Origin of the sequence: Epibacterium ulvae, from assembly GCF_018678075.1 — a bacterium.
Lineage (GTDB): Bacteria > Pseudomonadota > Alphaproteobacteria > Rhodobacterales > Rhodobacteraceae > Epibacterium > Epibacterium ulvae_A.
In genome coordinates this window covers 1-12420 of the sequence record NZ_JAHHIR010000084.1, presented here as the reverse complement: position 1 = coordinate 12420, position 12420 = coordinate 1, and the positions used below count along the sequence as shown (strand labels likewise).

Annotated in this window: 10 protein-coding genes and 1 pseudogene; 10 read left to right on the top strand and 1 reads right to left on the bottom strand. The window is 62.0% G+C overall.

Annotation, left to right across the window (positions count from 1 at the left end):
- The first annotated feature begins 116 nt into the window (after window positions 1-116).
- The 10 genes from KMP13_RS17780 to aroA all read left to right on the top strand — a co-directional run bounded on the left by KMP13_RS17780 (window position 117) and on the right by aroA (window position 12116).
- On the top strand, window positions 117-1544 hold the full coding sequence (locus tag KMP13_RS17780; RefSeq protein ID WP_215267317.1) for a serine/threonine protein kinase: 1428 nt from the start codon (window positions 117-119) through the stop codon (window positions 1542-1544).
- Window positions 1541-3064 carry an FHA domain-containing protein gene (locus tag KMP13_RS20680; protein WP_251363932.1) on the top strand — a complete coding sequence of 508 codons (1524 nt, stop codon included), beginning with the start codon at window positions 1541-1543 and terminating at the stop codon, window positions 3062-3064. The genes KMP13_RS17780 and KMP13_RS20680 overlap by 4 nt, the downstream gene beginning before the upstream one ends.
- Window positions 3057-3989: a PP2C family protein-serine/threonine phosphatase gene (locus KMP13_RS17770; protein WP_251363931.1), complete on the top strand. Its 933-nt coding sequence runs from the start codon at window positions 3057-3059 to the stop codon at window positions 3987-3989. Before KMP13_RS20680 ends, KMP13_RS17770 begins: the two co-directional genes overlap by 8 nt.
- A complete protein-coding gene (locus tag KMP13_RS17765) occupies window positions 3986-5320 on the top strand; it encodes a hypothetical protein (RefSeq protein WP_215267316.1) in 1335 nt (444 codons plus the stop codon). The genes KMP13_RS17770 and KMP13_RS17765 overlap by 4 nt, the downstream gene beginning before the upstream one ends.
- A complete protein-coding gene (locus KMP13_RS17760) occupies window positions 5317-7449 on the top strand; it encodes a dynamin family protein (RefSeq protein WP_215267315.1) in 2133 nt (710 codons plus the stop codon). The genes KMP13_RS17765 and KMP13_RS17760 overlap by 4 nt, the downstream gene beginning before the upstream one ends.
- 32 nt (window positions 7450-7481) lie before the next feature.
- The gene (locus tag KMP13_RS17755; RefSeq protein ID WP_215267314.1) at window positions 7482-8381 is read left to right on the top strand and encodes a dynamin family protein; all 900 of its coding nucleotides are present in this window, start codon (window positions 7482-7484) and stop codon (window positions 8379-8381) included.
- Window positions 8382-8388: 7 nt separating this feature from the next.
- A complete protein-coding gene (locus KMP13_RS17750; protein WP_215267313.1) occupies window positions 8389-8886 on the top strand; it encodes a hypothetical protein in 498 nt (165 codons plus the stop codon).
- The gene (locus tag KMP13_RS17745) at window positions 8874-9617 is read left to right on the top strand and encodes a hypothetical protein (protein ID WP_215267312.1); all 744 of its coding nucleotides are present in this window, start codon (window positions 8874-8876) and stop codon (window positions 9615-9617) included. The genes KMP13_RS17750 and KMP13_RS17745 overlap by 13 nt, the downstream gene beginning before the upstream one ends.
- A 117-nt stretch (window positions 9618-9734) precedes the next feature.
- Window positions 9735-10472 (top strand): tRNA (guanine(46)-N(7))-methyltransferase TrmB, encoded by a 738-nt coding sequence (gene trmB, locus KMP13_RS17740; RefSeq protein WP_215267311.1) that lies wholly within the window; start codon window positions 9735-9737, stop codon window positions 10470-10472.
- Window positions 10473-10763: 291 nt separating this feature from the next.
- Window positions 10764-12116 carry a 3-phosphoshikimate 1-carboxyvinyltransferase gene (gene aroA, locus KMP13_RS17735; RefSeq protein ID WP_215267310.1) on the top strand — a complete coding sequence of 451 codons (1353 nt, stop codon included), beginning with the start codon at window positions 10764-10766 and terminating at the stop codon, window positions 12114-12116.
- Window positions 12117-12317: 201 nt separating this feature from the next.
- Here aroA and KMP13_RS17730 read toward each other — a convergent pair.
- A pseudogene (locus KMP13_RS17730) lies at window positions 12318-12420 on the bottom strand (IS481 family transposase); the annotation flags it as partial.

Sequence of the window (12420 nt, the reverse complement as noted above, 5' to 3'; positions counted from 1 at the left end):
TTCGGACACAGGTCTTGCCGAGCCTTTGAAGGATCATACACCGCCAGAAGCTGCGGTTGAATGGGTGCAAAGCCCGCCAGTCCCTTTGATCGACAAGCCAAGGAAAGCGAACCCTCGTGTTGCCACAAACCTGTGTCCCTCCGTCTCAGCCAGAGACCATCCGCGCCAGCGATGACGTGCTGGCGCTGCCATTTGGGCACAGCCTGTTGCAGGGGCAGTACCGGATCGAGCGGGAGTTGATGGCAGGCGGTTTTGGCATCACCTATCTAGCGCGCGACAGTCTGGACCGGCAGGTGGTGATCAAGGAATGCTTCCCGGCCGGGTTCTGCATACGTGAAGGTGCCAAGGTCGCGACCCATTCGCCGTATCGCGCGAAATCTTTCAAAAATGTCCTGCGCCATTTCCTGCGCGAGGCCCAGTGGCTGGCGCGCGCCCAGCACGACAATATCGTCACCGTGCATCAGGTCTTTAAGGAGAACGGCACCGCCTACATCGCGATGGAGTGTATCGAGGGCTGCGATCTGGTGACCCTGCGCGCCGAGAATTCGGCACGGTTGGATCAGGAGTTGTTGTCGCATCTGCTGGATCAGGCGTTGCTGGCGGTCTCGGGTTTGCATGCGCAAGGGATCCTGCACCGGGACCTGTCGCCGGACAATTTTCTGATCGATGCGGCAGACCATCTGACCTTGATCGATTTCGGTGCGGCGTGCGGTGTGCACGGGGGGGCGGATACTGCTCTGGGTGCAATGCTATCGGTCAAGGACGGCTATTCGCCCCATGAATTTTATCAACCGGATATGCCGCAGCGGCTGTCCAGCGATCTTTATGCTTTGGGGGCGACGTTTCATTTTCTGATCACCGGCATGCCACCGGCGGATGCGCAGGCGCGTCTGAAAGCGGTCACCGCGGGCTATGACGATCCCTGCCCGTTGTTGGAAGAGGGCGACTGGCCGTTTGCAGCGGATTTCCTGCGTGCGGTGGACAAATCCATGTCGATCCTGCCCGGTATGCGGTTTCAGTCGGTCGAGGAATGGGCGGATAGTCTGGCGGCTGAGACGCCGGCACCCGTGGTTGCACAACCAGCAGCTCCTGTCGCGACACTCCCTGATGCACCCGCGCCCGATGCCGTAGCCCCCGCCGTGCCGGAGACGGTGATTTCCGACCTGGTGGCGGCCACCAACAAACAGGTGAAACCGGGGCAGCCCGCACAAAGCGCGTCGCCTGCGTTATTGGTGACTGTGCCCAAGAAGCCGGCCCAGATGGTTGATATGTTTGGAGAGCCGATCGGGGATGTGGACCAATGGCTGGAGACGCAGGATCAAATGGCGCGCCGCGCGATGGATGAGGTCGCAGATAAAACCACGCCGCCACGGCGCGCGGAACACAGATCGCCACCACCACCCGCCGTGGCCGCTCACGCCCCAAAGCCGGAAACCAAAGCTGAGAAACGCGCGCGTGAGACCGGATGGGTCGACCGTGTGGCGCGGATTTGGGGCGCGGACACTCGAACCAACGCCATGACAGTAAATGGGAAGACAACATGAAGTTTATCAAGGACATCATCGGCGAGAAACGAGATCAGATCCCGTTGAGCCCGGCAGATGGTGGGCAAGTGCAGGGTGCTGCGACGCCGGACCGGGATATGTTGACCTCCATTCTGGCGGAGACCCGCGCCAATGCGCAGCCTGCGCCGCCCTTGAAACTGGAAGCGGCGTCGCGTGTGGCAGAGGCCGCTCCGCGCCCTGGGGACGTTGCCGTTGCGACCGAGCCGACTGATGCGCGCGCAGCGGATGCGGCCTCGGCAGGGAGCGATGCGCTGACGGCCTTTCTGGCGGAGCGCAATCGCGTCTTGCAGGCGGTCGCACCCACGCCGGACCCGGCACCGCAGGCCGCAGACCTTACGGATGTCGACGTCACGGATGATGCAGGCCCAGATGCGGGCCACGAAGAGGCGGATGGCGGGCTAGAGCGGCCCTACCGGATTTTCACCCGTCGCAACCGCACCAAGATGCTGCGCCTGGAGGCGGCGGCGGATGCTGCGTCGCAGGGCGGTCTATACGAAGATTTTGACGATGAAGCGGAGGCAGAAGACGCGGATTTTGCGGCAGATCTGGATTTGGGCGAAGGCCCGGGACAAGACGTCGGCCAGGAAAACGGCTTGAACCTGCTGGATCACGGGCGGGATGAGTTCCTGCATATCCGCGACACTGCATCGGCACCCTCTCACCCAGATGTCGCGGCGCATACCCGAACTGACACTGATGTCCTGTCGCACGCGCCTGCGTCTCGCGCTCCGGTTCATGGCGAAGATGCGGGCGATCCCACTGGGTCACGACCCGGGCGACAGGAAGTGACGCCGGATCCGGTTACGCTGGTCACGGATCCGGCGTTCACCGGGGATGCTCAAGGTGCTGAACGTCCAGACGATGAACAAGACCGGTTAAAGCAAGTGCAGACGGACCCTGCGCCGATGCGGGTGGTTGAGACGACGCCGAAAAGCCAAGGCCCGGCGTTGGGTGCGGCCTTTCCGGAACCGGCCTTTGCCGAAACTGCGGCGGCGGCGGGTGTGGATCTGGGTGAGGCGGATCTGGGCCTGCCCATGGGGCGCGCGGGCCGGGTGAAAACGCGGCTGTTGGGATTTGACGCTGATGTGGACGCTGGTGATCCTTTTGCCCAGACGGGCGTATCGGATGATGGCGGTGTGACGCAGTTCCCGGTGGGCTGGCTGGTCGTCGTCGATGGTCCGGGGCGCGGCGCCGGGTTCACCTTGTTCGCGGGGGTCAGTGTGATTGGCCGGGGCGAGGGGCAGACCGTGCGGTTGGATTTCGGCGACAGCAGTATTTCGCGCGACCAACATGCCGCCATTGCCTATGACCCTGAACAGCAAGGATTCTTTATCGGACACGGTGGCAAGGCAAATCTGGTGCGCCGCAATGGCCGCCCAGTGCTGAGCACCGAAGCGCTGGCGCCGGGTGATGTGATCCGAGTGGGTGCGACAACCCTGCGGTTCGTGCCGCTCTGTGGGCCAGAGTTCTCCTGGCAGGACGGGGCGCATCTTGGCTGATTTGGTCTATGATACGGCCACCGCGCTGAGCCAGGGGCGACGTGATCGGCAGGAAGATGCGGTTGTGGCCGATTTTCAGGCCGGGGCCGGTCATGGGTTTGCGGTTTTGTCGGATGGTATGGGAGGCCACGCGGGCGGTGATGTCGCCAGCAAGATCGTGGTGACCGAGGTCTTTGCCGAGCTGAAACTGCGCAGTGGCGACCCGGCTGCGCTGGAAACGGGCATGACGCCGGTTCTGGTAGAGGCGGCCAAAGGGGCCAATGCCTGTTTGGCGCACTATGCCGAGAGCGACCCAGCCCGCAAAGGCATGGGGGCCACACTGCTGGCTCCGGTGATCCTGGGGCGCAAGCTCTATTGGGTGTCGGTCGGCGATTCACCGCTGTTCTTGTTGCGCGATGGGCGGTTGCGGCGGCTCAATGCGGATCATTCGATGGCAGCGCGTCTGGATCAATTGGTGGCCGCTGGCAAGATCAATTCCGAAACGGCGCGGCGTCATCCGGACCGCGCCTGCGTCACCTCTGTTCTGGCGGGGCGTGCGATTGCGGAAATCGACTGCCCGGCGCAGCCATTGACCTTGCGGCCGCGCGATATTGTGGTGGCGGCCAGTGATGGTCTGCTGTCGATGGAGCTCAAAGCCCTGGAACGCAGCCTGTGCGCCCATGCCGACAGCCCCGCCGCGCAGATCGCGCAACATCTGCTGGCCGAGGTCGCAGCACTTGGGCAGGCGGAGCAGGACAATCTGGCCTTTTGCGTGATCCGGGTTTTGCCGCCTTTGGTGCCGGTTGCGATGGAGCCGCCGGAAAACCTGCAACTGCAACATGCGCCGCGCAAAAGCTTTCGCCGCCGCAAAACAACCATGGTGGCCGCCGCGCAGCATCAAAACGGCCAGCTTCATTTTCACAGCCTATCAAAGAGGTCTCTGTGACCAATACCGCCCCTCATTTCGCCGCAGCCGCGCCTGCCACGCCGCCCCAGTTTCCGCAGGATGACGCGCCGGGCTTGGAGCATCAAGTGCGTCTGGCTTTGGCCACACCCGGGCTTTCGCCGCAATTGGCCGCGCGCGGGCAACGCCTGTTGGAGCGGCTGACCCGTCCGGTGCAGGTCGTGGTCGTCGGACCCGAGGGGGCAGGCAAATCGGCCGTGATCGACATGTTGCTGGGCACCCGCGCAACCGGGGCATTGAGTGGCGTCGCGATGGTGGAGCTGGCCTATGGCACGGCACCGCGCGCGGTATTCGAAGATGCAAATGGGGATGGTGCGCCGATCGATGGTGTTCTGGGGGATTTTGTCGTGCCCGAGGACTGTGTCAGTGCACGACAGGTCTACCCGCATGCATTGTTGAAACTTTTGACTCTGACCGAGGTGACATTGGCCGGCGCTCAGGCGCAACAACGGGCCATCCTGCGCCATGCGGTGGAGTATGGCGATGTGATCCTGTGGTGCAGCCAGGAATTTGGCGCGGACGAACTGGCGCTGTGGGCCGAGGTGCCAGAATGCAAGCGCGACAGTGGGTTTCTGGTTCTGACCCAGGCGGATCAACAGATCATGCGCGGCACGTTGCACGACTGCGTCAGCCAATTGGCGCCCCTGGTGGAGCAGAGCTTTCTAGGGATGTATCCGGTGGCGGCACGGCAGGGGTTACAGGCCAAGGGCGGCGGCATTGGCGGTGACAAAGCGCTGTGGCGCGCCTGTGGCGGGCAACGTTTGGCCGAAGATCTGCGCCGCCGTGTCGCGCAGGGGCGGGCGGCAACCCAAGATCAGGCCGAGGCGTTTTTGTGGCAGCTCTCAACGCAAGATGCGACGGTGGCTGAGGTTGAGCCAGACCCAGTGGCAAACACTGTGCAGACGCAGGCCGAGGTTACAGCGAAACGCACACCCGAGCCACGCCCAACACCAGCCGCGCCCGATCCAAGCTCTGCGGTTCTGGAACAGGCATTGGCGCAGCTACAAAGCCAGGCCGAGGCGATGCTGGAAGAGGCCGGGGACACGCCAAAAAGTGCGGCGGTTCTGGATCATTGTCTGCTGGCAGTGCGTGAGATGGCCGAAACCCTGCTGAGCACACCGCAGGGCGCGGAGCAGAACATGCCCGCCTTGCAAGCCGCGCGCACGGCCAATGAAGACGGTGAAGAGATGTTGATGCTGTTGCAACTGGAACAGGACGAAGATGCCGCGGTGGATGCGGTTACCCTGTTGTTGCAATTGAAAAAAGAGCTGAGTGAGCCCGCGTTGGCAGCCGCTGAAGAGGGGCATTCATGACCGTTGCGCGTCCTTTTTCTGACCATGACCCCGCGCCAGAATTGGTGGAGCCTACCCCCAAGCCACAGGCGCTGACAGACATTCGCGCGGCATCGGCGCCGGGAAACCTGCAGGCCGGGTTGGAGCCGCTGGCGACCCTGGCCCAGCGGCGCGGGCAACTGCTGGAAGCACTTGAAAGTCTGAACGCTGTCTCTGGCGATGCGGCGCAGCGAGCCTTGGGGCGGCTCAAAAGCGAGCTGGTGGCCTATGAACCGGCAGTGACCGTTCTAGGGCAGGTGAAATCCGGCAAAACGGCGCTGGTCAATGCCATGGCGGGCTGGTCGGATCTGTTGCCAAGCGATGTGAACCCCTGGACCTCGGTTGTGACCTCGTTGCATTTGTCGCCGGATACCGCCCGCGCCGAGACCAGCGCGCGGTTCCGGTTTATGACCGAAGGCGAGTGGGATCGCCTGCTGACCAAGGGCGGCCGCATCGGAGAGATGGCCGGGCGGGCTGGTGCCGAAAGCGAGCTGCAAAAGATCCGCGAACAGATCGAAGCGATGCGCGATCGCTCCCGTAAACGTCTGGGCCGCAAGTTTGAGATGTTGATGGGGCAAAGTCATGATTACGGCTATTTCGACAAGAACCTGATCGAACGCTACATCTGCCTTGGCGACGATTTTGAGGACGACGACAGTGCTCGCGACGATCAAGGGCGGTTTGCCGATATCACCCGCTCGGCGGATCTCTATCTGAACAGCGGCATCGTCCCCCATCCCCTGTGTCTACGCGACACGCCGGGGGTGAATGACACCTTTATGATGCGCGAACAGATCACCATTCAGGCGGTGCGCGACAGTCGCATGTGTGTGGTGGTACTCTCGGCCAGCCAGGCGCTGACCTCGGTGGATCTGGGGCTGATCCGGATGATTGCCAGTCTGGACAGTCGCGAGGTGGTTATTTTTGTCAATCGGATCGACGAGCTGGCAGATCCCGCCAACCAAATTCCCGAGATTGAGGCTGCAATCCGCGAGACGTTGCGGCTGCACCATGGTCCACAAGAGGCCGAGATACTATTTGGCAGCGCCTTTTGGGCCAATGCTGCCCTGATGGGGCAGTTGGATGGCCTGCCCAAGGCCAGTTCGGATGCTTTGTTGAATTGGGCCGAGGCTTGCGTCGCCTCGGGGCAGACACGGATTGCCAAAGGTCCAGCCCAGAATATGGTGTGGCAGCTGTCGGGCCTGCCTGCCTTGCACCGGGTTCTGGGCGGGCGGATCCTGCGTGGCGAAGGGAAGGCGACCTTAGCGCGTATCGCAACCTCTGCCCTGACCGTGGCCAGCGGACAAGACGCGGCCCATGCTATTCGTATCCAGGCCAATCGCGCCAGCGCGCGCAAGGGGGAAGTCCCAGTTGCGGCGCTGACCCCGGATGCAGTGCGGATGACTTTTGAACGGCTGGCGGATCGCCACATGGAAACGCTGGAGGCGGATCTGGACGTGGTTCTGGCCTCTTACCGGGAGCGGGCGGATCGGGCGCATGCGACCTTTATTGATCGGGCGACGCGGGCTTTGATCGAACATCTGGAACAATGGGGCGATGAGAGCGTCTGGGAATATGACCCGGCCGGGCTGCGCCTATTGCTGCGCACCGCCTATTCGGTGATGTCCACGCGGCTGCAAGCGGCCGCCCAGTCACGCTATGAGGCCGCCGTGCGCGATGTGGCGGGGCTGTTGCATCAGGGGTTTGGCAGCGCGGTCGAAGGCGTGCAGCTGGCGGTGCCGCAAGTGCCGAATGTCACCGCGCCTGTGGCCTTGGGGCAGACGATTGCGCTGGATTTCAACGATGGATGGTGGGCCAGTTGGTGGCGACGCACCCGCGGCTACAGTGCCTTTGCCAGCCGGTTTCGCGCCCTCATCCAAGGCGAGACCGAGGATTTCATGATTCAGTTAAAATCGGTTCAAGTTGCAGACACTCGGGCCAAGTTTTTAGCGCGGCTTCAAGGGTTTTTTGACGAACAGCGCGATATCCTGTCGGAGATTACCGACGCGCAGGCGGGCGATTTGCGGATGTGGTTCAGCGACCAAGAGCTGGATGCGCAACACAAGGCCAGCCGCGCCGCGTTGGATGTGTTGAAGAGTTATGCCGCCTGATGTTTTCCAAGGCGCAAGAAATTGGAGCTGATATGCCTGTGACCCAACCAACAGGACGAAAGCCGCGTTTGGCATTGATGGGTGAATTCAGCGCCGGCAAAAGCACGTTGACTCACCTGCTGGTGGGGCTGGAACCCTTGCCTGTGCAGGTTACCGCGACCCGCCTGCCGCCGGTCTGGATCAGCCACGGCCCAGCTGCTGCCACGGTTGTGGGGCTGGATGGCCGCGAAGAACAGATCGCCGTGGAGCAGATCATCGATGTGCCGCTGGACAGCACCGCCCTGATCCGCCTGTCACTACCTGCCGAGGCGCTGGAGCTGTGCGATCTGATTGATATGCCGGGCATTTCCGATCCGAACATGCCGGCCGAGGTTTGGCGCGCCCTGATGCCCGAAGTGGATGCAGTGATCTGGTGTACCCATGCAACCCAGGCCTGGCGCCAGTCCGAAGCCGCCGCTTGGGATAGTATTCGCGATGGTCTGTCGGGGCCGTCGACCTTGTTGGTGACCCATTTCGACAAGCTGCAAAACGACCGCGATCAGGCGCGGGTTTTGAAACGCGTGGTGCGTGAGGCGGGTGAGAAATTTCAATCGGTCTTTCCCATCGCGCTCAACCAGGCGCTGGCGGCGGGCGATGATGCAGAGATCTGGCAGGCCAGCGGCGCCGATGCATTTGTCGAGAGCCTGATCGAATTGCTGGTGCGTTGGAATGACCCAAAGACACAATCGCCTGAATGTGCGGCAGAGCCGAGCAAGGCAGAAATGCTAGCGCGCGAGGCGGCCCGTGATCGTGGCAAAACGCAGACCCCACAACCCGAATCCCTGGTCGAGGGGCGGGTGGTGCCGCGTCGTGTCAAACGGGAACGCCGCAGCGAACGCCCTGATCGCAGTGCCGCGACAGCTGCGCGCCGTGCGCCCATGGTTCCGCGTTGAGGCATGTATGAAACCACAGGCACATGTTCCTGAAGAAGGTCACGCAAAGGGGAGTGATCGCACCTCTACTGGTCCGCTGTCGTTGGCGGAATTGTCGGCGATTTTAACTGGGCTTCATGCGCAGGAACCGGGTTGTATCTTGGCCGCCTTTGGCGATCTGAAGGCGCGGTTGGTGCTGCGGGCAGAACCTGCGGGTGTTTGGCCGCAGGAGGCGCTGGATGAACTCTGCGGCCAGGCGTGCGAGGCCTTTGATCTGGCCTGGATTGCATCAGATACGCCGGTTGTTGCGCCGATTATCGCGCTGGCCCCCGGTCAAACGCGTCTGTTTCTCAAAATCGGTGCAAGTCCGGTGGGCGACCATCCGGCAGGCGACAGTGACGATGCACTGTTGATCGTATGCGATAGCCTACCCACGGCGCGGCGGGTAGAGGGCCTGCTGGCGGAAAAATTGCGTGGTGTCGGGGCGAGCGTTAACCAGAACCAAGGTGACCCATGCGCGCGCTGAGCAATCCTGCACCCCTGTCGGGCTCGGCTCATGGGGAGCCAGGCGCCGGGAGCGCCGCGCAGAGCGGATTGCGGGTGCGCATAGAAGAGCTTGCCGCCGTTACTGATAACGTGGGCGCGCAGGCCGCGATGGATCAGATTCTTGCCGAGATTGATGGCATTATGCTGCCAAGAGAGGTGACGGTGTTTTGCGGCGCAACAGCCGTGGCGCGGTTGGTGATTTCTCAGCGCCGATTGGTTGGACTGGCACTGGCGAACGGCTGGCGTGGAGATCTGTTCGACGGGGTCCGGCGGTTGTTGACACAATGCGACGGGCAGGACTTGCGGTTTCAACGCCATGTGGCCCAGGCCCCCATTGGTGCGGAAAGCCTGTCGGCAGAGATGATCCGCGCGCGCCTATGGTCCACTGCCGAAAATGGGCCTGCGCGGTGGCAGCAGTTCCAGAACGATATCGCGGCCCATACGTTGGCCTGGCTTGAAATTAGCGGCGATGGGCAATGGCGTCAGGGAGGCGCGTTGCAGGATCAGGCGCTGCTGGAACATCTCGCTCAGAGGATGCAAGGTCCAGAGGGCGTTGGCGTCAAGGCGCAGGCCTCGATCTTGCCTGTGACACGCGCAGATCAAAACCTGCTGGTGGCGCGGGCGGGACGGATGCGTTCTTTGGCTCTGATCCGTGCGCCCGCGATGGCTGAGGTTGCCGCGCTTTGGCAGCGGGTGTTTGATAGCGCGTGAGCCTCATTGCGGCGTTGGAATAGGGCGGTTGGCGTGGGGCCCGCCTTGACCCAGCGGGTGAGATGCGGCACAGGGGCGTCCAACCCCACCTTCTTGCAAGCCCAGGACCCCTAGTTGATGTCTGACGATCAAAAGCCTTCTGCCGCGGAAAAACATGCCAGTGGAGCGCCTTGGCGGAACTTCTATGGGCGTATCAAAGGCAAGCATTTGAAACCTTCGCAAGAGCGTTATCTGGCGGAAGACCTTGAGAGCCTCAGCCCCGGTCCGGTGGGTTGGGATGAAAATCCCGATCGCCTACCACTAGATCTCGACGGGTTGTTTGGGGGGCAGGATGTCTGGCTGGAAGTTGGCTTTGGCGGTGGTGAGCATTTGGTGCATCAGGCCAAATCCAACCCGGACGTGAGTATCATCGGTGCAGAGCCTTATGTCAACGGTGTCGCGATGCTGCTGGGCAAGATCCGGGCGGCCAAAACCGGCAATATCGCTGTGCATCCGGGCGATGCGCGTGATTTGATGGATGTGCTGCCGCCACAGTCGATTTCGCGCGCTTTCTTGCTGTATCCCGATCCCTGGCCCAAGGCGCGCCACCACCGTCGCCGTTTTGTGACACAGGAACATCTCGAGCCGCTGGCGCGGGTGCTCAAGCCGGGTGCGATTTTCCGTGTGGCAACGGATATCCCCGACTATGTACGCCAAACACTGGAAGAAGTGCCGCAGGCTGGGTTCGAATGGCTCGCGGAAGGACCCGAGGATTGGCGCGCACCGTGGGGAGATTGGATTTCCACCCGGTACGAACAAAAGGCCCTTCGAGAAGGGCGGGCTCCGCATTATCTGACCTTCCGCCGTTTGGGGTAGATCACACCGATTCAGTTTGGAGCCGTGCATGGGGAGTACCACGTCGCCCGTTTTGAGGTGCCACTGCGAAAGATGTGCTCCCGCGCGTCTGGCTTGCTTTCAAAAGCAACCCATCCCCTTGGGCCGGGCAGCGCCGCGCCGAAGGCGCGGCGCTGCCCGGCATCGCGACGTGCGAAGCACGGCGCAATACCTCTGCGCCAATCAGCACCCTCAAACAGCGGCACGCAGGGCGTGGACGTGCCGCTTGTCATGCGGTAACAGCATGGCAACACAGATCACGAGGAAAATCTCATGTCCGGACACGGCACCCCCATCCCGATGACCTCTCGTCGCGCAGGCCCGCTCAAAGGTGTGGCCGAAGTGCCTGGTGACAAGTCGATCTCGCACCGCTCCTTGATCTTGGGCGCATTGGCGATCGGTGAGACGCAGATTTCCGGTCTGCTGGAAGGCGAAGATGTAATCGACACAGCCAAAGCTATGCGCGCTTTTGGCGCTGAGGTGACCGATCACGGCGGTGGGGACTGGTCGGTGCACGGTGTCGGCGTTGGTGGTTTTCAGGAGCCCGACAATGTAATCGACTGCGGCAATTCCGGCACCGGTGTGCGCCTGATCATGGGCGTGATGGCAACGCAGCCGATCACCGCTACCTTTACTGGCGATGCGTCGCTGAACAAACGTCCGATGGCACGTGTCACGGATCCGCTGGAACTGTTTGGCACCCAGGCCGTCGGGCGCGAGGGCGGACGTCTGCCCATGACCCTGGTCGGTGCGGCTGATCCCGTCCCCGTGCGTTATGAGGTGCCGGTGCCCTCTGCGCAGGTCAAATCGGCGGTTTTGTTAGCGGGGCTGAATGCGCCTGGCAAAACCGTGGTGATCGAAAAAGAGGCCACCCGTGACCACTCAGAACGGATGCTGGCCGGCTTTGGCGCTGAGATCACTGTTGAGGACACCGACGAAGGCCGCGTGATCACCCTGACCGGGCAGCCTGAGTTGAAACCGCAAGTCATCGCCGTTCCGCGCGATCCGTCCTCGGCGGCCTTCCCTGTCTGCGCAGCATTGGTCACACCCGGTTCCGACGTCTTGGTGCCCGGAATTGGCCTGAACCCAACGCGCGCTGGCTTGTTCACCACCCTGCGCGAAATGGGCGCCGATCTGGCCTATGAGAATGAGCGCGAAGAAGGCGGTGAGCCGGTTGCGGATCTGCGCGCCAAATTCTCCCCCGAAATGAAGGGGATCGAAGTTCCACCGGAGCGGGCCGCATCGATGATTGATGAATACCCTGTTTTGTCCGTGGTCGCGGCCTTTGCCACCGGGAACACCATGATGGCCGGCGTAAAAGAACTGCGGGTCAAAGAAAGCGACCGGATTGACGCCATGGCCCGTGGTCTGCGCGCAAACGGCGTGACCGTGGAAGAGGGCGCGGATTGGTGGAGCGTTGAAGGCCTTGGTCCGGATGGCGTGCCGGGCGGTGCGACCTGCGAAAGCTTCCTGGATCACCGCATCGCGATGTCCTTTATGGTTATGGGGATGGGTGCGCAAAAGCCTGTGTCGGTGGATGATGGCAGCCCGATTGCAACCTCATTCCCGATCTTTGAACCGTTGATGAGCAGCCTGGGCGCGCAGATCGTACGCAGCAACTCATAACGCCGCGTTGCCAAGACACTTTCAAAACCTCTAAGGCTCTCCTGATTGGGGAGCTTTTCTTTTTGCGATGGGATGTATTGGGACATTGCGGCGCCTATCAGTCAGGCACCGACGTGTTGCCACAGGGCATAAGTGCAGAATTTCTACCCAAGCGTGCAGTTTAGGCTTTGTCGACTAAATAGAAGTGATACGTGTATTTGCCTACTTGTTCAGTCCCGGCATCTGGTGGATCGGCTCGATGATGAATTGATCTGGCTGTGAAGTCCAGATTTTGCAGATGTATTCGTAGGGCGTGAGGCTGCTG